This is a genomic window from Mycolicibacter sp. MU0083, from assembly GCF_963378075.1.
Taxonomy (GTDB): Bacteria; Actinomycetota; Actinomycetes; order Mycobacteriales; family Mycobacteriaceae; genus Mycobacterium; species Mycobacterium kokjensenii.
In genome coordinates this window covers 3,733,452-3,758,683 of sequence record NZ_OY726394.1, presented here as the reverse complement: position 1 = coordinate 3,758,683, position 25,232 = coordinate 3,733,452, and the positions used below count along the sequence as shown (strand labels likewise).

24 protein-coding genes and 1 pseudogene are annotated in these 25,232 nt (G+C 69.7%); 17 read left to right on the top strand and 8 right to left on the bottom strand.

Annotated features, from left to right (window positions below):
- A pseudogene (locus RCP38_RS17620) lies at nucleotides 1-1,538 on the bottom strand (HNH endonuclease signature motif containing protein).
- A 55-nt stretch (nucleotides 1,539-1,593) separates the two neighbouring features.
- Nucleotides 1,594-2,334: an SIMPL domain-containing protein gene (locus RCP38_RS17615; RefSeq protein WP_308474209.1), complete on the bottom strand. Its 741-nt coding sequence runs from the start codon at nucleotides 2,332-2,334 to the stop codon at nucleotides 1,594-1,596.
- Nucleotides 2,335-2,399: 65 nt separating this feature from the next.
- On the opposite strand from RCP38_RS17615, the gene RCP38_RS17610 reads away from it, so the two are divergent.
- Nucleotides 2,400-3,254, top strand: a complete 855-nt coding sequence (locus RCP38_RS17610) for an SCO6745 family protein (protein WP_308474208.1) — start codon at nucleotides 2,400-2,402, stop codon at nucleotides 3,252-3,254.
- Nucleotides 3,255-3,267: 13 nt separating this feature from the next.
- On the opposite strand, the gene RCP38_RS17605 is transcribed toward RCP38_RS17610, so the two are convergent.
- The 3 genes from RCP38_RS17605 to RCP38_RS17595 are packed head-to-tail and all read right to left on the bottom strand — an operon-like array spanning nucleotide 3,268 to nucleotide 6,478.
- Entirely contained in the window at nucleotides 3,268-4,284 is a 1,017-nt protein-coding gene (locus RCP38_RS17605; protein ID WP_308474207.1) for a zinc-binding dehydrogenase, read from the bottom strand.
- A complete protein-coding gene (locus tag RCP38_RS17600) occupies nucleotides 4,284-5,462 on the bottom strand; it encodes an LLM class flavin-dependent oxidoreductase (protein WP_308477389.1) in 1,179 nt (392 codons plus the stop codon). Before RCP38_RS17600 ends, RCP38_RS17605 begins: the two co-directional genes overlap by 1 nt.
- Before the next feature lie 11 nt (nucleotides 5,463-5,473).
- Entirely contained in the window at nucleotides 5,474-6,478 is a 1,005-nt protein-coding gene (locus RCP38_RS17595) for an alpha/beta fold hydrolase (RefSeq protein ID WP_373692389.1), read from the bottom strand.
- 129 nt (nucleotides 6,479-6,607) lie between these two features.
- Here RCP38_RS17595 and ftsH point away from each other — a divergent pair, with 129 nt between their 5' ends.
- The 14 genes from ftsH (at nucleotide 6,608) to clpC1 (ending at nucleotide 21,092) form a co-directional block, all read left to right on the top strand.
- Entirely contained in the window at nucleotides 6,608-8,944 is a 2,337-nt protein-coding gene (gene ftsH / locus RCP38_RS17590; RefSeq protein WP_308474205.1) for an ATP-dependent zinc metalloprotease FtsH, read from the top strand.
- 28 nt (nucleotides 8,945-8,972) lie between these two features.
- Nucleotides 8,973-9,539: a GTP cyclohydrolase I FolE gene (gene folE, locus RCP38_RS17585; protein ID WP_308477388.1), complete on the top strand. Its 567-nt coding sequence runs from the start codon at nucleotides 8,973-8,975 to the stop codon at nucleotides 9,537-9,539.
- Nucleotides 9,536-10,372 carry a dihydropteroate synthase gene (gene folP / locus RCP38_RS17580; protein WP_308474204.1) on the top strand — a complete coding sequence of 279 codons (837 nt, stop codon included), beginning with the start codon at nucleotides 9,536-9,538 and terminating at the stop codon, nucleotides 10,370-10,372. Before folE ends, folP begins: the two co-directional genes overlap by 4 nt.
- Nucleotides 10,365-10,754: a dihydroneopterin aldolase gene (folB, locus tag RCP38_RS17575; RefSeq protein ID WP_308474203.1), complete on the top strand. Its 390-nt coding sequence runs from the start codon at nucleotides 10,365-10,367 to the stop codon at nucleotides 10,752-10,754. The genes folP and folB overlap by 8 nt, the downstream gene beginning before the upstream one ends.
- Nucleotides 10,751-11,269 carry a 2-amino-4-hydroxy-6-hydroxymethyldihydropteridine diphosphokinase gene (folK, locus tag RCP38_RS17570; protein ID WP_308474202.1) on the top strand — a complete coding sequence of 173 codons (519 nt, stop codon included), beginning with the start codon at nucleotides 10,751-10,753 and terminating at the stop codon, nucleotides 11,267-11,269. Before folB ends, folK begins: the two co-directional genes overlap by 4 nt.
- Entirely contained in the window at nucleotides 11,269-11,754 is a 486-nt protein-coding gene (locus tag RCP38_RS17565) for a DUF3180 domain-containing protein (RefSeq protein ID WP_308474201.1), read from the top strand. Before folK ends, RCP38_RS17565 begins: the two co-directional genes overlap by 1 nt.
- Before the next feature lie 105 nt (nucleotides 11,755-11,859).
- Nucleotides 11,860-13,074, top strand: coding sequence for a DUF6779 domain-containing protein (locus RCP38_RS17560; protein WP_308474200.1), 1,215 nt, complete (start codon nucleotides 11,860-11,862; stop codon nucleotides 13,072-13,074).
- Nucleotides 13,075-13,201: 127 nt separating this feature from the next.
- Entirely contained in the window at nucleotides 13,202-14,104 is a 903-nt protein-coding gene (locus RCP38_RS17555; RefSeq protein WP_308474199.1) for a Rossmann-like and DUF2520 domain-containing protein, read from the top strand.
- A gap of 74 nt (nucleotides 14,105-14,178) precedes the next feature.
- Entirely contained in the window at nucleotides 14,179-15,054 is an 876-nt protein-coding gene (panC, locus tag RCP38_RS17550; protein ID WP_373692527.1) for a pantoate--beta-alanine ligase, read from the top strand.
- Nucleotides 15,054-15,470, top strand: coding sequence for an aspartate 1-decarboxylase (gene panD, locus RCP38_RS17545; protein WP_308474197.1), 417 nt, complete (start codon nucleotides 15,054-15,056; stop codon nucleotides 15,468-15,470). Before panC ends, panD begins: the two co-directional genes overlap by 1 nt.
- A gap of 2 nt (nucleotides 15,471-15,472) precedes the next feature.
- Nucleotides 15,473-16,285, top strand: a complete 813-nt coding sequence (locus RCP38_RS17540) for a type III pantothenate kinase (RefSeq protein ID WP_308474196.1) — start codon at nucleotides 15,473-15,475, stop codon at nucleotides 16,283-16,285.
- Between the two features lie 51 nt (nucleotides 16,286-16,336).
- The gene (gene lysS / locus RCP38_RS17535; protein WP_308474195.1) at nucleotides 16,337-17,860 is read left to right on the top strand and encodes a lysine--tRNA ligase; all 1,524 of its coding nucleotides are present in this window, start codon (nucleotides 16,337-16,339) and stop codon (nucleotides 17,858-17,860) included.
- Nucleotides 17,861-17,977: 117 nt separating this feature from the next.
- Nucleotides 17,978-18,319, top strand: coding sequence for a histone-like nucleoid-structuring protein Lsr2 (lsr2, locus tag RCP38_RS17530; RefSeq protein WP_308474194.1), 342 nt, complete (start codon nucleotides 17,978-17,980; stop codon nucleotides 18,317-18,319).
- A gap of 253 nt (nucleotides 18,320-18,572) precedes the next feature.
- The gene (gene clpC1 / locus RCP38_RS17525) at nucleotides 18,573-21,092 is read left to right on the top strand and encodes an ATP-dependent protease ATP-binding subunit ClpC (protein WP_308474193.1); all 2,520 of its coding nucleotides are present in this window, start codon (nucleotides 18,573-18,575) and stop codon (nucleotides 21,090-21,092) included.
- A gap of 75 nt (nucleotides 21,093-21,167) precedes the next feature.
- Here the strand turns inward: clpC1 and RCP38_RS17520 are convergent, their stop codons facing one another.
- Entirely contained in the window at nucleotides 21,168-22,472 is a 1,305-nt protein-coding gene (locus RCP38_RS17520) for a serine hydrolase (protein WP_308477386.1), read from the bottom strand.
- 28 nt (nucleotides 22,473-22,500) lie between these two features.
- Nucleotides 22,501-22,818: a mycobilin-forming heme oxygenase MhuD gene (gene mhuD, locus RCP38_RS17515; protein WP_308474192.1), complete on the bottom strand. Its 318-nt coding sequence runs from the start codon at nucleotides 22,816-22,818 to the stop codon at nucleotides 22,501-22,503.
- A 24-nt stretch (nucleotides 22,819-22,842) separates the two neighbouring features.
- Between mhuD and RCP38_RS17510 the strand changes: the two genes are divergently transcribed.
- Nucleotides 22,843-23,604, top strand: coding sequence for an alpha/beta fold hydrolase (locus RCP38_RS17510; protein WP_308474191.1), 762 nt, complete (start codon nucleotides 22,843-22,845; stop codon nucleotides 23,602-23,604).
- Here RCP38_RS17510 and RCP38_RS17505 read toward each other — a convergent pair.
- On the bottom strand, nucleotides 23,571-24,518 hold the full coding sequence (locus RCP38_RS17505; RefSeq protein WP_308474190.1) for an HhH-GPD family protein: 948 nt from the start codon (nucleotides 24,516-24,518) through the stop codon (nucleotides 23,571-23,573). The genes RCP38_RS17510 and RCP38_RS17505 overlap by 34 nt on opposite strands.
- On the opposite strand from RCP38_RS17505, the gene RCP38_RS17500 reads away from it, so the two are divergent.
- Nucleotides 24,517-25,152, top strand: a complete 636-nt coding sequence (locus tag RCP38_RS17500; RefSeq protein ID WP_308474189.1) for a carbonic anhydrase — start codon at nucleotides 24,517-24,519, stop codon at nucleotides 25,150-25,152. The two genes, RCP38_RS17505 and RCP38_RS17500, sit on opposite strands and share 2 nt — an antisense overlap.
- The last annotated feature ends 80 nt before the right edge of the window (nucleotides 25,153-25,232 follow it).

The following is a 25,232-nucleotide window of genomic DNA, read 5'->3' as shown; positions in this document are numbered from 1 at the left end:
TCAGAACGGCGGTGGGTCGTTGTCGTGGTAGTCGGCCGGCAACGGGTTGGTCCAGGGTTCCCACGCGGCGTCGCTGCGCCCCTGTCGAATCTGGCGGGCCTGGCGGTTGTGATTGCGTTCGGCGGTGATGCGGGCGGCGCGGTCCCGGGTGCGGGTGCGTCGGCGGCGGGGCATCATCGCCGCACGGTCGCTGCAGCGGTCATCGGTGCGGCGTTGCAGAGGCGTGAGGCCTGCGGTGGGCGCGCACAGGTGCGGGAAGAGCAGGGAACTGCCCGGGGTGCTGACATAGGTCTGCCCGGACGGGGCGGTGAGGATGACGGTGCCGTCGGGCAGTTGCCGATCGCGCCAACCCCAGAACGTCTTCACCAGATGGTGTGTGCGGCAATAACATTTCAGGTTCGAGGCATGGGTGGGGCCGCCCTCGCCGTAGGGAATCGTGTGGTCGATGTCGCAGTCGAATGCCGGCCGGTCACAGCCCGGCCAGCGACACGTCAGATCCCGGCAGCGGACGAATTCGGCGAGGGCTTTGGAGGGCACGTAGCCGGGTTCGGGCGGGGTGTCGGCGGGATGGACCAGCGGCACCAGCTTGGCGGTCTTGGCCAGGTCGGCGATCAACTCCGGCGGAACCAGCCCATCGACACCGACCAGCGAACCGGGGGTGACGCCGGTGCCGTCGACGGTGACCTGCTCGGCGATCACATGAATGACCACCGGCGATACCCTCGGGGCCCCGGCGGCCGTGCAGTCCTCCCGGCCGCAGCGGCAGCCCAACCGGTCCGCACGCACGGCCAGCGCCCCCATCGCGTCGGCGCGACGTTGCTCGCGGGTGCGGGGGTCGTGCTCGCAGACGGTGGCCGCCAGGGCGTCGAGGGCCTTCTCCACAGCGCGGGCATCGGTGCTGAACAAGCTGCCCCAGATCTCCGAAAGGCCCCTTCGACGTAGTCGCCGAACCCGATCTCACGTTCGGCCTGGCGGTCTCTGCGTCGGCGTACCGCATCGGCGTCGGCTTTGGCCACGATCTTGTCGATCTTGCCGGCCAGTCGGCGCATGGTCAGCGACGGCCAGCGGGGCACCTGCACCGCCAACTGGGCATCCACGGCGGCCAGGATCTGCCGGTCGGTGATCAACGCGGTGCGGTAGACGATGGTCTGGAACAGTCGCATGTCGATATCACCGGCGGCGAACACCGCGCCGATTTGCGGTAGGTCCTCGCGCATCGCCCGGGCGTAGCGCAGTCGGCTCGCGGCCAGGCCCTGGCCGATCCGCAACGCTGCGGCCACCTCCGCGGCGACCGCGGCTTCGGTGTCCACCGCCCACTCCTCGGTCTCCCGGCAGCGACTCAACCGCAGGGCGAACAGTTCCCCGATCGCCACCAACTGGGCTGCCGCGGCCCGGTTCTCCGCCCGCGTCGCCGCGACGACCCGATCCACCAATGCCGCGGACTCGGGTGTCACCGACGGGTAGTGCCGCTCGAAGCGCTCGGTCAACCGCGCTATCGACTCCGGTGAGGGAACCTTCGACCGCGGCTGTTCGAACATACTTTCGATTATACGGATGGCCCCGACAAGCTGCCAGGAATCCGGGGGCGACCGGTTAGTCGAGCTCCCAGACCGCCGTCACGGTGAAGCTCACGGTCTGCTGGCCGGGCTCGACCGGGGGTGCCGCGGCCATCGCCCGCGGCATCGGCATGCCCGCCGGCGCCGGCGGCGTGTCGCCGGCCACCTCGGAGATCGACAGCACCCGGCCCAGATGCTGGCCGGACAACTGCGCGTACTGCTCGGCTCGGTCCTTGGCGTCGTTGAAGGCGCGTTCGCGGGCGTCGCGCACCAGTTCCGAATCGTCGTCGATGGAGTAGCTGATCCCGTTGATCCGGGCGGCGTCCCTGCCCTTGTTCACGATCACCGCGAGCACCTGCGAGGCGTTGTCGCGCTCCACCTTCACCCGGATGGTGTTGCCGGCCCGGTACCCGGTGATCGTCGAGGTGCCGCCGGGCTCGGGATTGCCGTACTGCGGCTGCAGGCTGACCCCGGTGGTGCTGATGTCCTTGCGGTCCACGCCGGCATCCACCAGGGCCTCGATCACCTCCTGCTGACGCTCACTGGTCTGGTTCATCGCGGTGGTGACGTCCGCGGCGACGAACTCGATGCCCGCCTCGGTGGTCAGGGTGTCCGGAATGCCCTGGACCTCTCCGGTGCCCACCACGGTCACCTGGCGCGAGCCGTCGGACGCACCGCCCGGCGTGGCGTCGCAACCGGCCAGTGCGAGGGAGGTCAGGCCCGCCAACGTCAGGATCGTCGACCGGCGGACGGCTTTGCGGGCACGGTGTGTCGGCATGTCTGGCACCCTATCGGAGTCGGTGTCGGCACAGCGGGGAAAGATCCATGCGGCACACTGATGCGATGAGCATCGCGCCGTCTCGAGCACTGTCCGCCGCCATCGAGCCGTTCTCCGGCCAGGTGTACTTCTCCCCGGAATGTCATCGCGGTTACGCGGCCCTCGGCTTCGGCGCCAGTCCCGCGACATCGGGGGGTGTCGAACTGCCCGACGGCCCGGCGTACTTCTGCAGCCGCGGCTCGGCGCTGGGGCAGGCACCCGGCGAGGTGATCGCCGCGACCTTCGCGGTGTTCAACCCGGCCGTGGTGGTGCCCGCCGTCGACTACGGGTGGAAGCTGACCGACGCGCCGACCATCCGCGCCGCCCGCACCGAAGGCGCGGTGGGACAGCTGCGCCGCGTGCTCGGTGCCGCGCCGGACGGCCTGGATCGTGCGCTTCAGCTGCTGCAGCGGGCCGCCGACGGACTCCCGGTGGCCGGCAAGCCGCTGTTCGCCGGCCTGGTGGCCGACGGACTGACCGGTGACCCCCTGACCGACGCCTGGCTGCTGGCCGACCAGCTGCGTGAGTTCCGCGGCGACGCGCACGTGAACGCCTGGGTCGCAGGCGGTTTCGATGCCGTGGAGATCGGTTTGATCACCGAGCTGTACCGGGGGATGCCGCCGCGCACCTACGTCCGGTCCCGGGCCTGGAGCGACGACGAGCTGACCGCCGGTGAAGAGCGGCTGGCCGAACGGGGCCTGGCGCGCGACGGGGTGCTCAGCGATGCCGGCCGCGCCGCCCGCGAGGCCGTGGAGACCGCCACCGACGCGGCGTGCGCCCCCATCCTGGCCCGCCTCGGCGACGACCTCGGCGAGCTCGTCGAGTTGGTCGGCGGATGGTCCGAGCAGTTGGTCGAGGCCGGCGGCTTCCCCAAGATCTGACCGGGGCGCCGGCCTACGGCGTGACCAGGATCTTGCAGTGCCGGTCGGGATCGGCCAGTTCGTCGAACGCCGCGCCCACGCCGTCGAGTCCGACCTCGCCGGTGATCAGCGGCGCCACGTCGATGTGGCCCTCGGCGATCGCGCGAAGCGACGCGGTGAACTCCGCCGGTTCGTAGGCCAGCACGAACTGGATGTTGATCTCTTTGGCGATGGCGTAGAACGGGTGCACGGTGTCGGCGTCCATGCAGACTCCCGCGACCACCAGTCGGGTGCCCACCGGCGCCCGCCGCAGCACGTCGTCGATGATCCCGGGTGCACCGACCGCTTCGAAGACCACCTTCGGTGTGACCGCGTCGAACGGGGACTGCAGCGCCGGGTCGAGTGCGACATGTGCGCCCATCGTCGTCGCCAGCGCACGTCGTGCCGACGAATAGTCCGCCGCCACAATGTTTTCCACGCCAGACGTGTGCAGTGCGGCGATGATCGCCATGCCGATCGGCCCGCAGCCCAGCACCAGTGCCGTCTCGCCGGGGGTGATACCGGACTTGTTGACCGCATGCAGGCCCACCGCCATCGGCTCGGTCAGGGCGGCGTGGCGGGGATCCAGCCCGTTGGGGATCGGCACCAGCAGCGGGGCCGACAGCAGCATCTTCTCGGCGTAGCCGCCCAACGTGGTGTTGGAGTAGACGATCGGCTCGATGCCCTTGGCGGCCAACAGGACCGGAATCGAGGTGACCGGGGTGCCGGGGGCGAAGGTCTCGGTCTCCGGGCCGGCGGCGAGCACCTTCGCGGCGAACTCGTGGCCCATGAAGATGTCGGCACCCAGGTCGACGGTCGTGCCGGACGACGGGCTGCCCGACATCGACTGCGTGGCGGCCAGCATCTGTTCGCCGTGGGAGGCGAAATGCAGATCGGAGCCACAGATCCCGCAGGCCGTCACTTCCACGAGCACCTGCCCCGGGCCGGGCGTCGGCTCCGGCACGTCGTCCCGGTAGACCATCCGCCCGTCGCGCAGCACCGCCGCACGCATCAGTGCGACCCGCCCCCGGTGTCGGTGACGTGCTCGACCACGGCGTTCTTGATCGCCTCACCGGCGCGGCCGAACAGTGTGTCGCGCATGCCCTTGGCCCACTCGTGCGAGGCCCGCGGCGCGGCGAGCTGGCCCTTGAAGTGCGGAATGACCTTGCGGGCCAACAGCTCATAGCTGTGGTAGGTGGCCTCCGGGGAAGCCCAGTCGTGTCCGAGGAACAGCAACGTCCCGAAGCCGCCGGACCGCTCCAGCAGGTCGGTGATGTGCGCGATCGCGTCATCGGGGGTGCCGATGCAGCAGCTGCCGGCCGCGGCGTAGGCCTCGACGAACTCCGTCGGCGTCTGCGGCGACCCCTCGACTTCACTGGCCAGCGGCACGAAGCCCGCCGCCCCGAAGTAGTTCGCGAAGTCCTGCAGGCCGTAGGTGCAGTCGGCGATCGCCTGCTCTCGGGTATCGGCGATGTGCATAATGCTCAGCACCCGCCAGTTGTCGCGGTCCGGCTCGGGGTGGCCGGCCTTGGCCGCCTGATCGCAGACCACTCCCCAGGTGTTCTCCAGGGCGGCGAAACCGCCTGGCACCGACATCGACAGCGACAGCAGCGACGTGCCCAGCGCGCCGGCCAGCCGCGGACCGGACGGCGAGACCATGGCCGCCGCCGAGATCTCCGGGTAGGGCCAGGTGTAGGGGCGGATGTGCAGGGATGCGTCGCGCAGGGTGAACCAGTCCGAGTGCCGGGTGACCAGTTCTCCCGGCTCGGCCCGGAACAGCGCCAGGATCGCCTCCAGGGACTCCTGCATCATCCGGCGTTGCTCGACGGGGTCGATGCCCATCATGTGCGCGTCGGTGGGCAGCGCGCCCGGCCCGGTGCCGAACATCACCCGGCCGCGGGTCAGATGGTCCAGCAGCACCCAGCGGTCGGCGACCATCAACGGGTGGTGATAGGGCAGCGAGACCACCCCGGTGCCCAGCCGGATGTGCTTGGTGCGTTCGGCGGCCGCCGCGATGAACACCTCCGGGCAGGCGATCAGCTCGTAACCGCCCGAGTGGTGTTCGCCGAACCAGGCCTCGTCGAACCCCAGCCGGTCCAGCGCCACGACCCGGTCCAGGTCGTATTCCAGGGCGACGGTGGGTGATTGGCCCAGGGCGTGGAACGGGGTGATGAAGACCCCGAAACGCATCGGACGAGCGCTCACGAGACCGCTCCGGTCGGCAGGCCGGCGAGGAACTCCAGCAGGGCGGCGTTGACCTCGTCGGGCCGTTCCTGCTGCAGCCAGTGGCCCGCGCCGTCGATCATCACCTCCCGGTAGGGGCCGGTGACGACCTCGGCCGCCCGGTCCCGGCGGGTGAATACCAGCACCGGATCTGCGGATCCGGCGATGAACATGGTGGGCACGTCGATGGTGGCGGCGGGTGGATTGCTCATGATCTCCCAGTTGCGGTCGAGGTTGCGGTACCAGTTCAACCCACCGGTGAAGCCGGTGCGGGTGAATTCGGAGATGTAGTGCTCGAGTTCGTCGGCGCCGATCCAGTCCGGGCGTGCCGACGGCTCGGCCAGGCGGTCGATGAAACCCATCGGGCCGGGGGCGTTCATCAGCAGCGCCGATTCCCGGTCGGCGGGGGACAGGCTGCCCATCATCCGGCGCATGGTCCGTGCCGGGTCGGAATCCAGTTCCGCATCGGCGACGCCGGGCTGCTGGAAATAGAGCATGTAGAAGAAGTTGTCGCCGAAGACCTTGGCGAATGCCTGCGTCGGCGGCAGTTGCGGTCGCGGCACCGGGGGCACGCTCAGCCCCACCACCGCGGCCACCCGGTCGGGGTGCAGTTGCGCGGCACTCCAGACCACCGGGCCACCCCAGTCGTGCCCGATCCAGACCGCGCGCCGGGCGCCGACCTCGTCGAGCAGTCCGACCAGGTCGCCGGTGAGGGCCGCGATGTCATAGGCCGCGATGTCATCCGGTCGCGACGAGCCGCCGTAGCCGCGCTGGTCGGGGGCCAGCACGTGGAAGCCGGCGGCGGCCAGCGCCGGGATCTGATGGCGCCACGAGTAGCCCAGTTCCGGGAAGCCGTGTGCCAGCAACACCACCGGGGCGCCGGCGTCGCCCGCTTCCAGGACCCGCAGGGTCACGCCGTTGGTGTCGATCAGTCGTTCGGTCACGCGTCCGGTGTCTGAGGCCACCGTCACACCAAAGCACAACCGGCCCCACCGGAACAGGGTTGCCCGCGGGACCGGGCCACGCTGGGTCCCTACCCGGTGGTTGCCGGTAGCCTGAACATGCCCAGCTGCATGTACTGGAAGGATTTGGCCGCGCATGGCCGATGTCTGATGAATCGCAAAAATGTGATCCGCACCGTAACCGCGATCGCGGTGGTGTTGGTGCTCGGGTGGTCGTTTTTCTATTTCAGCGACGACACCCGCGGATACAAACCCGTCGACACCTCGGTCGCGGTGGCCCAAATCCACAGTGGCAACGTCAAGAGCGCTCAGCTCGACGACCGTGAGCAACAGCTGCGGCTGGTGCTGAAGAAACCGCTCACCAGCGTCGAGGTCGACGGCGCCGCCGGCAAGACCGGCAAGGTCGACAAGTCCGGCCGCGAAGAGAAGGTCGACAAGCTGATCACCAAGTACCCGACCGGGTACGCCGTGCCGCTCTACACCGCGCTGACCAAGCAAAAGGCCGAGATCAACACCGTCGTCAACCAGGGCAGCGTGCTCGGTTCACTGTTGATCTACATGCTGCCGATGCTGCTGCTGATCGGCCTGTTCGTGATGTTCTCCCGCATGCAGGGCGGCGCCCGGATGGGCTTCGGATTCGGCAAGTCGCGGGCCAAGCAACTCGGCAAGGACATGCCCAAGACCACCTTCGCCGACGTCGCCGGCGTCGACGAGGCGGTCGAGGAGCTCTACGAGATCAAAGATTTCCTGCAGAACCCGGGCCGCTACCAGGCGTTGGGCGCCAAGATCCCCAAGGGCGTGCTGCTCTACGGCCCGCCGGGAACCGGTAAGACCCTGCTGGCCCGTGCGGTGGCGGGGGAGGCCGGGGTGCCGTTCTTCACCATCTCCGGGTCGGACTTCGTCGAGATGTTCGTCGGCGTCGGCGCCTCCCGGGTGCGTGACCTGTTCGAGCAGGCCAAGCAGAACAGCCCCTGCATCGTGTTCGTCGACGAGATCGACGCCGTCGGCCGGCAGCGCGGCGCCGGCATGGGCGGCGGGCACGACGAGCGTGAACAGACCCTCAACCAGTTGCTGGTGGAGATGGACGGGTTCGGTGAGCGGGCCGGGGTCATCCTGATCGCCGCCACCAACCGTCCGGACATCCTCGACCCGGCGCTGCTGCGGCCCGGCCGCTTCGACCGCCAGATCCCGGTGACCAATCCCGACATCGCCGGCCGGCGCGCGGTGCTGCGGGTGCACGCCAAGGGCAAGCCGATCGGGCCGGACGCCGACCTGGACGGGCTGGCCAAGCGCACCGTCGGGATGTCCGGCGCCGACCTGTCCAACGTGATCAACGAGGCCGCGCTGCTGACCGCGCGCGAGAACGGCACCGTGATCACCGGTGCCGCGCTGGAGGAGGCGGTGGACCGGGTGATCGGCGGCCCGCGCCGCAAGAGCCGGATCATCAGCGAGCACGAGAAGAAGATCACCGCCTACCACGAGGGCGGACACACCCTGGCGGCGTGGGCGATGCCCGACATCGACCCGGTCTACAAGGTGACGATCCTGGCCCGCGGCCGCACCGGCGGCCACGCGGTGGCCGTGCCCGAGGAGGACAAGGGCCTGCGCACCCGCTCGGAGATGATCGCCCAGCTGGTCTTCGCCATGGGCGGGCGCGCCGCCGAGGAGCTGGTGTTCCGCGAGCCCACCACCGGCGCGTCCTCCGACATCGAGAAGGCCACCGCGGTCGCGCGCGCTATGGTCACCGAGTACGGCATGAGCGCCAAGCTCGGCGCGGTCCGCTACGGCAGCGATCACGGTGACCCGTTCGTCGGCCGTGCGATGGGCACCCAGCCGGACTACTCGCACGAGGTGGCCCGCGACATCGACGACGAGGTGCGCAAGCTGATCGAGGCCGCGCACACCGAGGCGTGGGAGATCCTCACCGAGTACCGCGACGTCCTCGACGTGCTGGCCGGCGAGCTGCTGGAGAAGGAGACACTGCACCGCGCCGACCTGGAGAAGATCTTCGGCGATGTGACCAAGCGGCCCCGGTTGACCGCGTTCGACGACTTCGGCGGGCGGGTGCCGTCGGACAAGCCGCCGATCAAGACCCCGGGCGAGCTGGCCATCGAGCGCGGCGAGCCGTGGCCGCAACCCAAACCCGAACCGGCGTTCAAGGCCGCCATCGCCCAGGCGAGCCGGGAAGCGGCCGCCGCCAACGGCGCTCCGGTGCCCGGCGAGGCCGTGCCGCCGAGCACCCAGCCCGACTACGGCGCCCCGGCGGGCTGGCACGCCCCCGGCTGGCCGCCCCCCGGCCAGCAGCCGCAGCACCCGCAGCACCCGCAGCAGCCGGGCTATTGGTATCCGCCCCAGCACTATCCGCAGCAAGGCTACCCGCCCGCCCAGCACTACCCGCCCGGGTCCTATCCGCCTGCCGGGCCCTACCCCGGTGCGGCCCCGCCGCCGCCACCGCCTGCAGAGTCGGAGAAGCCGTCCGGTGAGTGAGAAAGCGGGGTCGACGATGACGTCGGCGATTTTCGATCAGGCGCGCGCCGAGGCCGCCGTGCGCGAATTGCTCCTCGCGGTGGGTGAAGACCCGGACCGCCAGGGGCTGCTCGACACCCCGGCGCGGGTGGCGCGGGCCTATCAGGAGATGTTCGCCGGGCTCTACACCGATCCGGACACCGTGTTGGAGACCACCTTCGACGAGGAACACGAAGAGCTGGTGATCGTCAAGGAGATCCCGCTCTACTCGACCTGCGAGCACCATCTGGTGTCGTTCCACGGGGTGGCGCACGTCGGGTACATCCCCGGTTACGACGGCCGGATCACCGGACTGTCCAAACTGGCTCGGGTGGTCGACCTCTACGCCAAGCGGCCGCAGGTGCAGGAGCGGCTGACCGCGCAGGTCGCCGACGCCCTGATGCGCAAACTCAATCCGCGCGGGGTCATCGTGGTGGTCGAGGCCGAGCACCTGTGCATGGCGATGCGGGGCGTGCGCAAGCCCGGCGCCATCACCACCACGTCGGCGGTCCGCGGCCAGTTCAAAACCGACAGCACATCGCGCGCTGAGGCTCTGGAACTCATCCGGCGCAGGTGAGCACGACACGCGTGCAGGTCGTCGGGGTGGTCAACGTCACCGCCGATTCGTTCTCCGACGGCGGTCGCTACCTCAGCGTCGACCGCGCGGTCGCCCACGGCCTGGCACTGGCGGGTCAAGGCGCTGCGATCATCGACGTCGGGGGTGAGTCGACCCGGCCGGGCGCGGTCCGTGTCGACCCGCGGGCGGAGGCGCAGCGGGTCCTCCCGGTGGTCGAAGCGCTTGTCGCACAGGGTGTCACGGTCAGCATCGACACCATGAACGCCGCCGTCGCCGGTGCCGCGCTCGACGCCGGCGCGGCGATCGTCAACGACGTCTCCGGTGGGGCCGCGGACCCGGGCATGGCGCCGCTGCTGGCCGGCTCGGGCGCATCGTGGGTGCTGATGCACTGGCGGCCGGTCGATCCCGCCGACCCGCATCGGGTTCCGTGCTATCGCGACGTCGTCGCCGAGGTCCGTGCCGACCTGCTGGCCGCCGTCGATGCGGCGGTGGCCGCCGGGGTGGACCCGGCGAAGCTGATCATCGATCCCGGACTGGGATTCGCCAAGACGGCGCAACACAATTGGGCGCTGCTGAACGCGTTGCCGCAGTTGACCGAGACCGGATTCCCGGTGCTGGTCGGCGCGTCGCGCAAGCGCTTTCTCGGTACGCTGCTGTCCGGTGCGGACGGCACGCCGCGGCCGCCCGATGAGCGGGAGACCGCCACCGCGGTGGTCTCGGCGTTGTCGGCGCTGCACGGCGCCTGGGGCGTACGGGTGCACGATGTGCGGTCCACGGTGGACGCACTGCGGGTGGTCGGAGCGTGGAGTCAAGGAGGCGCGGGCGGTGACTGATCGGATCGAACTGCGCGGCTTGCAGGTTCGCGGCAATCACGGGGTGTTCGCCCACGAACGCGCCGACGGTCAGGACTTCGTCGTGGACATCACGGTCTGGATGGACCTGGCCGCCGCCGCGGCCAGCGACGACCTGGCCGACACCTACGACTACGGGACGCTGGCGCAGCGCGCCGCGGCGATCGCCTCCGGTCCGGCCCGCGATCTGATCGAAACCGTCGCCGCAGAGATCGCCGACGAGGTGATGGGCGATGCGCGGGTACAGGCCGTGGAGGTGACGGTGCACAAGCCGCACGCCCCGATCCCGCTGACCTTCGCCGACGTCGCCGTGGTGGCGCGACGCTCCCGGGGTGATCGGCGGGGCAAGGTGGTTCCGGCGTGAGCCGCGCGGTGCTGTCCATCGGCTCCAACCTCGGGGACCGCCTGGGCTTCCTGCAGTCGGCGGTCGACGGCCTGGGCACCGCGGTGCGCGCGGTCTCGGGTGTCTACGAGACCGCCGCGTGGGGTGGTGTGGAACAGGATCCGTTCCTCAACGCGACGCTGATCGTCGAGGACGACGACTGCGATGCGCCGGGCTGGCTGAGCCTGGCGCACGCGTTGGAGCAGGCCGCCGAGCGGGTGCGGGTCCAGCGCTGGGGGCCGCGCACCCTCGACGTCGACGTGATCTGCTGCCACGACTCCGCGGGAACGCAGGTGCTCTCCGGCGACGAGGCGCTGACCCTGCCGCATCCACGTGCCCACCTGCGCGCGTTCGTCCTGGCTCCGTGGCTGGAGGTGGCACCCGAGGCGCAGCTGACCGTGGCCGGCGAAGAACGTGCGGTGCGCGATCTGCTGGCCGGGCTGGATGCGGCGGAGCGGGACGGGGTGCGGCGCACCGAGCTGGCGTTGGAGTCCTGATGGGCCCGACCCGCATCCGTGATGTGGCGGCCGCGGCGGCCCTGGTCGCGGTGCTGTCCTATCTGGCGGTGCAGTTGCTCTACCGGTGGTTCCCCCCGATCACGGTGTGGACCGGGATATCGCTGTTGGCGGTCGCGATCGTGGAAGCCGTCTGGGGCCGCCACGTCGGGGCGAAGATCGATGCCGGCGAGATCGGTGACGGTGCCGGCCGGTTGCATCCGCTGGCGGTTGCGCGCACCGTCGTGGTCGCCAAGGCGTCGGCGTGGATGGGGGCGCTGGTGCTGGGCTTCTGGCTGGGCGTCGTCGGTTATCTGCTGCAGCGCCGGTCGGAGTTGCAGGTGGCCGCCGCCGACACCGGCGGGGCGGTCGTCGCGGCGGTCAGCGCATTGGCGTTGCTGATCGCCGCCCTGTGGCTGCAGCACCGCTGCCGCTCGCCGCAGGATCCGGGCCAGGCCGGTCCGGTGGCCGGAAACCAACCCGGATGAGAATCGCCGGAGCGGGGCGACACGCGGATTGACCTCGCCCGGGTACAGTCGGGCAATGCGCGCCAGCAAAGGTACGGGATACAGCGACGAGGTGGGGCGGCGCAAATGAATTCGGTCCTGTCCCGCGCCCCGAGTCGGCGTGGCGGCCGCAGGCCGGGCTGGACGTTGATGACGGCTTTGCTGATCCTGGCGATCGCGGCCAGTTCGGCGCTGGTGTTCACCAACCGGGTGGAGTTGCTGAAGCTCGCGGTCATCATCGCGTTGTGGGCCGCGGTCGCGGCGGCGTTCGTGTCGGTCATCTATCGACGGCAGAGCGATGTGGACCAGGCCCGGGCGCGGGACCTGAAGCTCGTCTACGACCTGCAGTTGGACCGGGAGATCTCGGCGCGCCGGGAGTACGAGCTGACCGTCGAATCCCAACTGCGCCGTGAGCTGGCCTCGGAGCTGCGGGCGCAGGCCGCCGACGAGGTCGCGGCGTTGCGCACCGAGTTGGCCGCGCTGCGGACCAACCTGGAGATCCTGTTCGACACCGACCTGAGCAACCGGCCCGCGCTCGAGACGGAACGCCCGCCGGTGCGCGATCACAGCGACTGGGCGCGGACGCCCGAGGTCCCCACCGTCGGCCCCATTCGGGTAGCTCCCCCCGTCGCGCCGAGCTATCCGCCGGCATCGGTGACCGAGACCGCCGAGAACCCGATCATCGACGTCCCGGAGGTGCGCATCCCGGCCGCCGGACAGCACGCCGAGGGCTACCGGGGTTCGCACCGGCGCGCCGCGGAGGACGCGCCGCAGCCGCCGTCGCGGCCGCAGCCGCAGCCGTCGCCGCAGCCACAGCCGCAGCCGCAGGCCGGGCGTTGGGAGCAGCCGGCGAAGCCCTTCGTCGTCCCGCAACCGCCGCAGCCCGCCCGGCCCGAACCGCCGGCCGCGGCGACGTCGGCCTGGCAGCCCGTACCGGCCGAAGGCGCATGGCTGCCACCGGGCGCACCGGGCAGCAACTGGGCCGCGGAGGTCCCGGCGGAAACGGGCCGGCACGGCCGTCACGCGGGTTCCGCCGAAACCCCCGCAGCTCCGGAAGGACAGGGCCGCCGCCGGGCGCGCTCCCGGCACTCCGCCGAACCGGCGCCCGAACCGGCGCCCGAGCCGGTGGCCGAACCGGTGCCCGAGCCGGCCGTCGAGCAGCCCGCCGCATCCCGGCACTCCGCAGCGGCCGACGGCGAAGCGCAGGACTCCAGTACCGGTGGACAGTCGGTGGCAGAGCTGCTGGCGCGGCTGCAGACCACCCCCTCGGGGGGCCGGCGTCGGCGCCGCCGCGAGGACTGACCCCCGACCGCTGCGACCAATCTCACTCTCCGGGGCGGCGCCCACGGGGATAGACTCTTCGGCGACCGTCCGGTACCCGCAGCGCGGGACTGGAACGAAACCAAGAGAACCTGCGAGGTCGTCTGCGATGGTGCAGTTCGACGGACTGCGGCCCGCCCGGCTCAAGGTCGGCGTCATCTCGGCCGGCCGCGTCGGCACCGCACTCGGCGTGGCGCTGGAGCGCGCCGAGCACGTCGTGGTGGCGTGCAGTGCCATCTCCGAGGAGTCCCGCCGGCGTGCCCGGCGCCGGCTGCCCGACAGTCTGGTGCGCTCGGCGCCCGATGTCGCCGAGCACGCCGAACTGCTGCTGCTTGCGGTGCCCGACACCGAACTGGCCGGCATCGTGAGCGGCCTGGCCGCCACCGGGGCGGTGCGCGCCGGCACCATCGTCGTGCACACCTCCGGCGCCACCGGGATCGGTGTCCTGGCGCCGCTGACCGAACAGGGCTGCCTGCCGCTGGCCGTCCACCCGGCGATGACGTTCACCGGTTCCGACGAGGACATCGACCGGCTGTCGGAGAGTTGCTTCGGGGTGACGGCGGCCGACGAGATCGGCTACGCGATCGCCGAGGCGCTCACGTGCGAGATCGGCGGTGAGCCGTTCCGGATCGACGAATCCGCCCGCACCCTCTATCACGCCGCACTCTGCCACGGCGGAAACCACGTGGTCACCGTCATCGACGACGCGTTGACCGCGCTGCGGGCCGCGTTGCCCGCCGCGGTGGGTTCGGTGGTGGCGCAGGACCCCGACGGCATCGCCGAGCGGGTGCTGGGGCCGTTGGTGCGGGCCGCGGTGGCCAACACGCTGCGCGACGGCCGCGCCGCGCTGACCGGGCCGGTGGCCCGTGGCGACTCGGCCGCCCTGGCCCGGCATCTGGCGGCCCTGACCGCGGCGGACCCGGACCTGGCCGAGACCTACCGCAGCATCGCGCTGCGCACCGCGCACCGTGCCGGTGCCGCCGAGGACGTACTGGAGGTATTGGCGCGGTGAGCGCACACCCGACACGGGGCGCGCAGCCTCGCTACACCGCCGGTGGACTCAACGTCTACGACCGGCCGGAGGACATGGCCCGGGTCAGCCGCGCGCTGCGGTCGACCGGCCGCCGGGTGATGCTGGTGCCGACCATGGGCGCCCTGCACGGCGGCCACCTGGAACTGGTGGCCGCGGCCAAGCGGGTGCCGGGTTCGCTGGTGGCGGTGTCGATCTTCGTCAACCCGTTGCAGTTCGGTACCGGTGAGGACCTCGACGCCTACCCGCGCACCCTGGATGCCGATCTGGCCCTGCTGCGCGCCGCCGGCGTCGATCTGGTGTTCACCCCGACCGCGGCCGCGATGTACCCGCACGGTCCGCGCACCGCCGTGCACCCCGGTCCGTTGGGGGCCGAACTGGAAGGCGCCGCCCGCCCGACGCACTTCGCCGGGATGCTGACCGTGGTGGGCAAACTGCTCTCGATCGTGGCGCCCGACCGGGTGTTCTTCGGCGAGAAGGACTATCAGCAACTGGTGCTGGTGCGTCAGATGGTCGCCGACCTCAACCTCGAGGTGACCGTGGTGGGGGTTCCCACCGTGCGCGAATCCGACGGTCTGGCGTTGTCCTCGCGGAATCGCTACCTCGACGCCGAACAGCGTGAGGCCGCGACCGCGCTGTCCGCGGCGCTGGCGGCCGGTGAGCGCGCGGCGACCGCCGGTGCCGCGGCGGCACTGGAGGCCGCCGGCGCGGTGTTGTCGGCGGTCCCAGCAGTCGACGTCGACTACCTGCAGGTGCGCGGCGTCGACCTCGGCCCGGCGCCCGCCGACGGTCCGGCCAGGCTGCTGGTCGCGGCCCGGGTCGGGACGACCCGACTGCTCGACAACGCCGCGATCACTCTCGGACTTCCCGCCGACGCCGAAATCGCGTCGGCCGGTTTGGATGCAGATCCCGAATCTACCCGGAGGAATTGATGTTTCGGACGATGCTCAAGTCGAAGATTCACCGCGCCACGGTCACCGACGCCGACCTGCACTACGTGGGCTCGGTGACCATCGACGCGGACCTGATGGACGCCGCCGACCTGCTCGAGGGCGAGCAGGTGACGATCGTCGACATCGACAACGGTGCCCGGCTGGTGACCTACGCGATCACCGGTGAGCGCGGCAGCGGCGTCATCGGAATCAACGGCGCGGCAGCGCATCTGGTGCATCCGGGTGACCTGGTGATCCTGATCGCCTACGGCACCATGGAGGACGCCGAGGCGCGTGCCTACCAGCCGCGGATCGTGTTCGTCGATGCCGACAACAAGCCGGTCGACCTCGGCCACGACCCGGCCTTCGTGCCCGACGACGTCTCCGACCTGCTGTCGCCCCGGAGCGTGCGATAACCGTGCTGCTGGCGATCGACGTCCGCAACACCCACACCGTCATCGGTCTGATCGCCGGGTCCGGCGATCATGGAAACGTCGTGCAACAGTGGCGGATTCGCACTGAAGCGGAGATCACCGCCGACGAGCTGGCGCTGACCCTCGACGGTCTGATCGGTGACGACGGCGAACAGCTCACCGGGGCCGCGGCGCTGTCCACCGTGCCGTCGGTGTTGCACGAGGTCCGCCTGATGCTCGACCAGTACTGGCCTTCGGTTCCGGCGGTGCTGATCGAGCCGGGGGTACGCACCGGGATCCCCCTGCTGGTGGACAACCCCAAGGAAGTGGGAGCCGACCGGATCGTCAACGGATTGGCCGCCTTCCACAAGTTCAAGACCGCGGCCGTCGTCGTCGACTTCGGTTCGTCGATCTGTGTCGACGTGATCTCGGCCAAGGGCGAGTTCCTCGGCGGTGCCATCGCGCCTGGCGTGCAGATCTCCTCCGATGCCGCCGCGGCACGGTCGGCCGGCCTGCGCCGGGTGGAACTGACCCGGCCGCGATCGGTGATCGGCAAGAACACCGTGGAGTGCATGCAGGCCGGCGCGATCTACGGATTCGCCGGATTGGTCGACGGGCTGGTCCGCCGGGCCCGCGAGGAGGCGGCCGGATCCGGTGACGACGTGACCGTGGTGGCCACCGGCCACAGCGCACCGCTGTTGCTCGAGGATCTGGAGACCGTCGACCACCACGACGCAAACCTCACCCTCGACGGTCTGCGGCTGGTGTTCGAACGCAACCGGGACGGTCAACGGGGCAGGCTCCGTCCGGCGCGGTGAGCCCGCGCGGCTTTTCGTCAAGGAGGGCCGGTTCCTCTAAGCTGGCGGGTCGTGAGCTCCGCCGACGCAACTCCCGACACGCTGGACGAATCCGACCTCCCTGAGCAGTTCAGGATCCGCCGCGACAAGCGGGCTCGCCTGCTGGCCGAGGGCCGTGACCCCTACCCGGTCGAGGTGGCCCGAACCCACACGCTTGCCGAGATCCGCAACGCCTACCCGGACCTGGCCGCCGACACCGCCACCGGTGACGTCGTCGGCATCGCCGGCCGGGTGGTGTTCGCCCGCAACTCGGGCAAACTGTGCTTCGCCACGCTGCAGGAGGGCGACGGCACCCAGCTGCAGCTGATGATCAGCCTGGCCAGTGTGGGGGAGCAGGAGCTGGAGGCCTGGAAGACCGACGTCGACCTCGGTGACATCGTCTTCGCGCACGGTGAGGTGATCAGTTCCCGCCGCGGCGAGCTGTCGGTGCTGGCGGACTCGTGGCAGATGGCGTCGAAGTCGCTGCGGCCGCTGCCGGTCGCGCACAAGGAGATGAGCGAGGAATCGCGCGTCCGGCAGCGCTATGTGGATCTGATCGTCCGGCCGGAGGCGCGCACGGTGGCCCGTCAGCGCATCGCGGTGATCCGGGCGGTTCGCAATGCCTTGGAACGCCGCGGATTCCTCGAGGTCGAAACGCCGATGCTGCAGACATTGGCCGGCGGTGCGGCGGCCCGGCCGTTCGTCACCCATTCGAACGCACTCGATGCGGATCTTTACCTGAGAATTGCGCCAGAACTTTTCCTGAAACGCTGTGTTGTCGGCGGGTTCGACCGGGTCTTCGAGCTCAATCGGGTTTTCCGTAATGAGGGCGCCGATTCCACACATTCGCCCGAGTTTTCAATGCTGGAGACCTACCAGGCCTACGGCACCTATGATGACTCGGCCCTGGCGACACGGGAGATTATTCAAGAAGTCGCCGACGAGGTGATCGGGACGCGCCAGTTACCGCTGCCCGACGGCACAATCTACGACATTGGCGGCGAATGGGCGACGGTGGAAATGTACCCGTCGTTGTCGGCGGCGCTGGGCGAGGAGATCACGCCCGAGACGTCGCTCGCACATCTGCTTGCCATAGCCGATCGACTAGGCGTGGAAATTCCCGCAGATCGTGGTTTTGGTCACGGAAAACTGATCGAAGAACTATGGGAGCACACCGTCGGACACGAGCTCAGTGCGCCGACTTTTGTCCGCGATTTCCCGGTGGAGACCACGCCGCTGACCCGCCAGCACCGCAGTATCGACGGTGTCACCGAGAAGTGGGATCTCTACATGCGCGGCGTCGAGTTGGCGACCGGGTATTCCGAGCTCGTCGACCCCGTGGTGCAGCGGGAACGGTTCGCGGCCCAGGCCCTGGCGGCGGCCGCCGGTGATGACGAGGCGATGCTTCTCGACGAGGACTTCCTGGCCGCGATGGAACATGCGATGCCGCCCTGTACGGGTACCGGAATGGGTATCGACCGACTGTTGATGGTCTTGACGGGTCTATCAATTAGGGACACCGTTTTGTTTCCGATTGTTCGTCGCCAAGCCAACTGAACGGCGCCGATCGCGTGCTGTGTTGAAGCAGCCGTATTTTTATGGCACATTGGGCGGCGAGGTCGAATACGGCTTTGCGCACCGTGGGAGCGCAGGAAAGCAAACCGAGGGGTACCAATGGCGAAAAAAGTGACCGTCACCTTGATCGACGATTTCGATGGTGAGGGTGCTGCCGACGAAACGGTCGAATTCGGCCTGGACGGGGTGACCTACGAGATCGACCTTTCAAGCAAGAATGCGACGAAACTGCGCGCCGAGTTGAAGAAGTGGGCCGACGCGGGACGCCGGGTCGGCGGGCGCCGGCGCGGGCGGGCCGGCAGCGTCGGCGGACGGCGCGGTGCGATCGACCGCGAGCAGAGTGCGGCTATCCGGGAATGGGCTCGCCGTAACGGTCACAACGTGTCCACCCGCGGCCGTATCCCGGCCGACATTATCGACGCATTTCACGCCGCCACCTAAGGCACGTAATCCGCGGAACGGATTTCGCTGCTGGCGAACCGGGCGGCCCCCCGGAAACGTATTCGGGGGTAGTGGCGTTGCTCTCTTGCATCCGGTGCCAGGCCTTTTTCGGGCCCGGCATCGGATGGCAGGTTAAGTAGGCACTGCAAGGCAGGTCACAGCGCGCTGCGGCGCCCACTAGAGTGGATGCAGGCACGCCGGCCGAGCCGAGGCCGAGCAGGTGCCGATCGCGAGGGAGAGCAGGTAGCCACCGATGTTCGAGAGATTCACCGACCGCGCCCGCCGGGTGGTCGTCCTGGCCCAGGAAGAGGCCCGGATGCTCAACCACAACTACATCGGGACCGAGCACATCCTGCTGGGCCTGATCCATGAGGGCGAAGGCGTGGCCGCCAAGTCGCTGGAGTCCCTCGGCATCTCGCTGGAGGGGGTGCGCAGCCAGGTCGAGGAGATCATCGGCCAGGGCCAGCAGGCGCCGTCCGGGCACATCCCGTTCACTCCGCGTGCCAAGAAGGTGCTGGAGCTCAGCCTGCGTGAGGCGCTGCAGCTCGGCCATAACTACATCGGCACCGAGCACATCCTGCTGGGCCTGATCCGCGAGGGCGAGGGCGTCGCCGCCCAGGTGCTGGTCAAGCTCGGCGCGGACCTGACCCGGGTGCGTCAGCAGGTGATTCAGCTGCTCTCCGGCTACCAGGGCAAGGAGACGGCCGAGGCCGGCACCGGAGGCCGGGGCGGTGAGTCCGGTTCCCCGTCGACGTCGCTGGTGCTCGACCAGTTCGGTCGCAACCTGACCGCGGCCGCCATGGAGGGCAAGCTCGACCCGGTCATCGGCCGCGAGAAGGAAATCGAGCGGGTCATGCAGGTGCTGTCCCGGCGCACCAAGAACAACCCGGTGCTCATCGGCGAGCCCGGCGTCGGCAAGACCGCCGTCGTCGAAGGACTGGCCCAGGCCATCGTGGCCGGCGAGGTCCCCGAGACGCTCAAGGACAAGCAGCTCTACACCCTGGACCTGGGTTCGCTGGTGGCCGGCAGCCGATACCGCGGTGATTTCGAGGAACGCCTGAAGAAGGTCCTCAAGGAGATCAACACCCGCGGCGACATCATCTTGTTCATCGACGAGCTGCACACCCTGGTGGGTGCCGGCGCGGCCGAGGGCGCGATCGACGCGGCCAGCATCCTCAAGCCGAAACTGGCCCGCGGGGAACTGCAGACCATCGGTGCGACCACGCTCGACGAGTACCGCAAGTACATCGAGAAGGACGCCGCCCTGGAGCGCCGGTTCCAGCCGGTGCAGGTCGGGGAGCCCACCGTCGAGCACACCATCGAGATCCTCAAGGGTCTGCGGGACCGCTACGAGGCCCACCACCGGGTCTCGATCAGCGACTCCGCGATCGTGGCGGCGGCCACCCTGGCCGACCGCTACATCAACGACCGGTTCCTGCCGGACAAGGCCATCGACCTGATCGACGAGGCCGGCGCCCGGATGCGGATCCGCCGGATGACCGCGCCGCCGGACCTGCGTGAGTTCGACGAGAAGATCGCCGACGCGCGCCGGGAGAAGGAGTCCGCGATCGACGCGCAGGACTTCGAGAAGGCCGCCAGTCTCCGCGACCGGGAGAAGCAACTCGTCGCGCAGCGTGCCGAGCGCGAAAAGCAGTGGCGTTCGGGCGATCTCGATGTGGTTTCCGAGGTCGACGACGAGCAGATCGCCGAGGTGCTGGGCAACTGGACCGGTATCCCGGTGTTCAAGCTGACCGAGGCCGAGACCACCCGTCTGCTGCGGATGGAAGACGAGCTGCACAAGCGGATCATCGGCCAGGAGGACGCCGTCAAGGCGGTCAGCAAGGCGATCCGCCGCACCCGTGCCGGGTTGAAGGACCCCAAGCGGCCGTCGGGCTCGTTCATCTTCGCCGGCCCCTCCGGTGTCGGTAAGACCGAGCTGTCCAAGGCGCTGGCCGAGTTCCTGTTCGGCGACGACGACGCGCTCATCCAGATCGACATGGGCGAGTTCCACGACCGGTTCACCGCGTCGCGGCTGTTCGGTGCCCCTCCGGGATACGTCGGCTACGAAGAGGGCGGCCAGCTCACCGAGAAGGTGCGGCGCAAGCCGTTCAGTGTGGTGCTGTTCGACGAGATCGAGAAGGCGCACGCCGAGATCTACAACACCCTGTTGCAGGTCCTCGAGGACGGTCGGCTCACCGACGGCCAGGGCCGTACGGTGGACTTCAAGAACTGCGTGTTGATCTTCACCTCCAACCTGGGCACCTCCGACATCTCCAAGGCGGTCGGGCTGGGCTTCACCCAGGGCGGCGGGGAGAACAACTACGAGCGGATGAAGCTCAAGGTCAACGACGAGCTCAAGAAGCACTTCCGTCCGGAGTTCCTCAACCGCATCGATGACATCATCGTCTTCCACCAGCTCAACCAGGAAGAGATCATCGAGATGGTCGATCTGATGATCGGCCGGGTGGCCAAGCAGCTCAAGGCCAAGGACATGGACATCGCGCTGACCGACAAGGCCAAGTCGCTGCTGGCCAAGCGCGGCTTCGACCCGGTGCTGGGTGCGCGGCCACTGCGCCGCACCATCCAGCGCGAGATCGAGGACCAGCTCTCGGAGAAGATCCTCTTCGACGAGGTCGGACCCGGTCAGCTGGTGACCGTCGACGTCGAGAACTGGGACGGCGAGGGCTCCACCGAGGCGGCGGTGTTCACCTTCGCCGGCAGCCCCAAGCCGTCGGCCGAGGAGACCGACCTGGCCAAGGCCGCAGCGGAGTAGGTTTCCGCAACGCCGAAAAGTCGCGAAAGCCCCCTTTCCGAACGGAATTGGGGGCTTTCGTGATTGGTCGCGTAGCTACCTGCGCACCGGGAGCAGCCCGAACGCCTGCTTGGCGACCTGCAACATCCAACTGCCGACGCTCTTGCCGTGGTCGCGCGGCCAGTTCAGCTGGAAGCTGACCACCCACGGCTGGCCGCCGTGGTCGATGGCGTACCAGCTGAAGGTCAGATCACCCGGCAGCCCACCGGCTTTGGCGCCGATATAGGGCCAGTCGGCGTGCGGCAGATCGATACCGCGGACCGCCGACAGGATCTCCCGCACCGGGGTGGCCTTGCCGACCGCGGCGGCCTGCAGCGCGACATGCACCCGGCAGATGTCCTCGGCGTTGCCGTACCACTCGGCGCCGTAGGCCGACGCCGGGTCGTGCGCTCGCAGCGGATCCGGCTCGTAGGGCCGGGAACGCGCCTGCTGCAACAGTTTCGCCCGCTGCTGCGGGGTGCCGTGCTGCCACTGCTCGCGCAGATCGGGTTTGCCCCAGCCCACCGAGAACAGTTCGTACATGGTGGGGAACGGGGTCATGCTGGCCGGGTCGTGGTGGCCGGCGGCGGCCAGTGCCCGCTCGACCGCGCCGGGCCCCATCCGGCCGATCAGCAGGTCGGTCGCCATGTTGTCACTGGTGGCGATCATCTTCTCGGCGGCCCGGCGCACCGACACGTGCGCTCCGTTCGGCAGTTCCTCCAGGCCCGACGAGCCGACCGCCTTGGCCCGGCCGGTGATGGTCAGCGGGTCGTCCCAGGACAGTCTCCCGGCCTTCACCTCATCGGCCACCGCCAGCAGCACATACAGCTTGAAGATCGACGCCAGCGGCAGCGACTGGGTGGGATTGGCACCGGCCACCGGCTTGCAGACACCGTCCTCGATGCGCGACGCCTGGTAGGAGTAGCGGGCGCCGGTCTTGTCCAGCACCGCGTCCAGGTCGCGCCAGGAGTCGATCTTCGGCGTCTCGGTGGTGGCCTTGAACAGATTCACCATGCCGTCGTCGTCGGTCCGGATCCGGATGTCCTGACGGGCCCCGTAGGACGTGGTCAGGTGCAGGATGGCCGAGCCGGTGTGGACGTCGACGCCGTCGAGCTGGAACGGCCGGTCCCACCACAGCGATTCCATGGTCGTGACGACCTGGTCGACCTTGTCCGGTGCGGCCAGGGTGGCGACCCCGACCGGGCCGATCGGCCAGTCGGAGTTGAGCATGTCCATGGTCTGCTTGGCGCGCAGCCCCGGAGGGGTCCTGGTGGGGATCACCACGCCGCCGTCGGTGCCGGCGTCGGCGGGCGAGGCCGGTGAGGGAGCACAGCCGACGGCTGCCGTGGCGGTGAGGACCATCAGGGCCGCCAGCCGGCGCCGCACGGGGCTAACCCTGTGCGGCGGTTCCGGCAACGTCAAGCACGACCTCGAATTCCAGCAGTGACGCGCCGGTGGCCACCGGGTTGGCCCGCTGTCCGGCGTGTGCTTCGACGGCGGGACCCTTGGCCCACGCCTGGAAGGCCTCGTCGGACTCCCAGTGCGTCACCACGAAGTAGCGATCGTCGCCCTTGATCGGGCGCAGCAGCTGGAAGCCGAGAAAACCGGGCTGGTTCTCCACCGCGTGCGCGCGATTGGCGAACCGCTTCTCCAGCTCGGGCCCGGCGTCCGCGGGCACCTCGATTGCATTGATCTTCACCACTGACATGTGGCCTAGGCTACCGTGCCCCGGGTGGAGAATGCGTCGACCGAGTTGCTGACCTATCGCGGCGGGCACGGAACGCCGCTGGTGCTGGTCCACGGCTTGATGGGCCGCGGAAGTACCTGGCCCCGGCAGTGGCCGTGGCTGTCGCGACTGGGTTCGGTCTACACCTACGACGCGCCCTGGCACCGTGGCCGCGAGGTCGACGACCCGCACCCGATCTCCACCGAACGCTTCGTCGCCGACCTGGCCACCGCGGTCGAACAGCTGCCCGGGCCGGTGCGGTTGATCGGCCACTCGATGGGTGGACTGCACTCCTGGTGTCTGGCGGCTCGGCATCCCGAGCTGGTGTCGGCGCTGGTGGTCGAGGACATGGCGCCGGACTTCACCGCCTTCACCACCGGGGCGTGGGAGCCGTGGGCGCATGCGCTTCCGGTCGAGTTCGGCCGGGCCGAGGATGTGATCGCCGAATTCGGCGAGATCGCCGGCCGGTACTTCCTGGAGGCCTTCGACCGCACCGAGACCGGCTGGCGGCTGCACGGGCGGCCGGAGAAGTGGGTGCAGATCGCCGCCGAGTGGGGCACCCGCGACTACTGGGCGCAGTGGCGCGCGGTGCGCGTCCCGGTACTGCTGATCGAGGCCGGCAACACGGTGACACCGCCGGGGCAGATGCGGGAGATGCACCGGTTGACGCCCGAAGGCAGCTACCTGCACGTCCCCGACGCCGGGCATCTGGTGCACGACGACGCTCCGCAGACCTACCGCGAGGCCGTCGAGTCGTTCCTGTCGTGACCCGGCAGCGCGAAGCGGCCATCGGGCAGGCGTTCGGCCAGGCCGTCGTCCAGCAACGACGACAGCGCCCGCTCGCGCTGCACCGCATCGGCCGGCCATGCCAGGTCCAGTTCGGCACGTGTCACGGCAACAGTGTTGTCCCGCAACACATCCAACAGTCGGCCCCGGGCCTGCCGATCGGTGCCGGCATAGCGCTGGGCGGGCCGCTTACGGTCGGCACCAGGTGGCGAGCCGGCCAGCAGCCATCGGCAATCACCGCGCAACGGGCAGTGCCCGCACTGCGGCGCACGCGCGGTGCACACGATCGCGCCCAGTTCCATCAGCGCCGCGGAGAACCGGGCCGCCCGCTCGGCGTCGGGTAGCAGGGCCAGCAGAGCCTCCACGTCGGCGTGATCGCGTTTGACCGAAGGGGACCCGGCGTCCGCCTGTCCGTGCACCGCCCGGGCCACCACCCGGCGCACGTTGGTGTCGACCACCGGAACCGGTTGGCGGTAGGCGAAACCGGCCACCGCGCGGGCGGTGTAGCTACCGATCCCGGGCAGCTGCTCCAGGACCTCGACGTCGTCGGGGACCTCGTCGGCGAAGTCCCGGGCGATCACCGCAGCGCATTCGTGGAGTCGCTTGGCCCGCCGGGGATAGCCGAGTTTCCCCCAGGCCCGCAGCACGTCGGCCTGGCTTGCCGCCGCGGTCGCCGACGGGGTCGGCCAGCGCGCCACCCAATCCGGCCAGATCGGCAGCACCCGGGCCACCGGGGTCTGCTGGAGCATGAACTCGCTCACCAGGATCTGCCACGGCGTGACATCTCCCGCCCGCCACGGCAGGTCGCGTTCGGCGACGGCGAACCAGCCCAGTAGGTCGTCGGCATCGATGCTCACCGCGCGGCCGCCGCCGATGCAGTGCAGAATGATGGACATGCCCAACTCGAACCCGGTCTCAGCGTGGAAGGCACTCAAGGAGGGTAACCAGCGTTTCGTCGCCGGTAAGCCCAGCCACCCCAGCCAGGGGGTGGCGCGTCGGGCCGCACTCGCCGAGGGGCAGAAACCCACCGCGGTGGTGTTCGGCTGCGGCGACAGCCGGGTAGCCGCGGAGTTGATCTTCGATCAGGGCCTGGGCGACATGTTCGTGGTGCGCACCGCCGGCCACGTCATCGACTCGGCGGTGCTGGGGTCGATCGAATTCGGGGTGGAGGTGCTCGACGTCCCGCTGATCGTGGTCCTGGGTCACGACAGTTGCGGTGCGGTCAAGGCCGCGCTGGCCGCGCTCGACGACGGCGAGGTGCCGGGCGGCTTCCTGCGCGACATCGTCGAGCGGGTGGCCCCGTCGATCATGCTGGGCCGCCGCGACGGCCTGCGCGGCGTCGACGAGTTCGAAGCCCGCCACGTCAGCGAGACCGTGACGCAACTGGCGACCCGGTCCACGTCGATAGCCCAGCGGATCGCCGCCGGTTCGCTGGCCATCGTCGGCGCCACCTATCACCTCGCCGACGGGCAGGTGACGCTGCGCAATCGGATCGGTGACGTCGGCGACGTCGGCGACATCGAGGACTGAGAACGGCCGAATAGTCGCCGAAGGTCACAACGCGGCAACGACACGCCGGGACGGATCGGACAACTCGCGCGGGGCGCGAC

Excerpts from the sequence above, each read along its gene's own strand:
- RCP38_RS17610 (WP_308474208.1), top strand. The coding sequence starts at position 2,400 with ATGAGCATCGCGCCGTCTCGAGCACTGTCCGCCGCCATCGAGCCGTTC.
- RCP38_RS17520 (WP_308477386.1), bottom strand. The coding sequence starts at position 22,472 with ATGGTCCTCACCGCCACGGCAGCCGTCGGCTGTGCTCCCTCACCGGCC.
- RCP38_RS17505 (WP_308474190.1), bottom strand. The coding sequence starts at position 24,518 with ATGTCCATCATTCTGCACTGCATCGGCGGCGGCCGCGCGGTGAGCATC.
- clpC1 (WP_308474193.1), top strand. The coding sequence starts at position 18,573 with ATGTTCGAGAGATTCACCGACCGCGCCCGCCGGGTGGTCGTCCTGGCC.
- RCP38_RS17605 (WP_308474207.1), bottom strand. The coding sequence starts at position 4,284 with ATGCGTGCGGCGGTGCTGCGCGACGGGCGGATGGTCTACCGGGACGAC.
- RCP38_RS17555 (WP_308474199.1), top strand. The coding sequence starts at position 13,202 with ATGGTGCAGTTCGACGGACTGCGGCCCGCCCGGCTCAAGGTCGGCGTC.
- lsr2 (WP_308474194.1), top strand. The coding sequence starts at position 17,978 with ATGGCGAAAAAAGTGACCGTCACCTTGATCGACGATTTCGATGGTGAG.
- panC (WP_373692527.1), top strand. The coding sequence starts at position 14,179 with ATGGCCCGGGTCAGCCGCGCGCTGCGGTCGACCGGCCGCCGGGTGATG.
- RCP38_RS17560 (WP_308474200.1), top strand. The coding sequence starts at position 11,860 with ATGAATTCGGTCCTGTCCCGCGCCCCGAGTCGGCGTGGCGGCCGCAGG.
- RCP38_RS17500 (WP_308474189.1), top strand. The coding sequence starts at position 24,517 with ATGCCCAACTCGAACCCGGTCTCAGCGTGGAAGGCACTCAAGGAGGGT.
- RCP38_RS17615 (WP_308474209.1), bottom strand. The coding sequence starts at position 2,334 with ATGCCGACACACCGTGCCCGCAAAGCCGTCCGCCGGTCGACGATCCTG.
- mhuD (WP_308474192.1), bottom strand. The coding sequence starts at position 22,818 with ATGTCAGTGGTGAAGATCAATGCAATCGAGGTGCCCGCGGACGCCGGG.
- panD (WP_308474197.1), top strand. The coding sequence starts at position 15,054 with ATGTTTCGGACGATGCTCAAGTCGAAGATTCACCGCGCCACGGTCACC.
- RCP38_RS17600 (WP_308477389.1), bottom strand. The coding sequence starts at position 5,462 with ATGCGTTTCGGGGTCTTCATCACCCCGTTCCACGCCCTGGGCCAATCA.
- RCP38_RS17565 (WP_308474201.1), top strand. The coding sequence starts at position 11,269 with ATGGGCCCGACCCGCATCCGTGATGTGGCGGCCGCGGCGGCCCTGGTC.
- ftsH (WP_308474205.1), top strand. The coding sequence starts at position 6,608 with ATGAATCGCAAAAATGTGATCCGCACCGTAACCGCGATCGCGGTGGTG.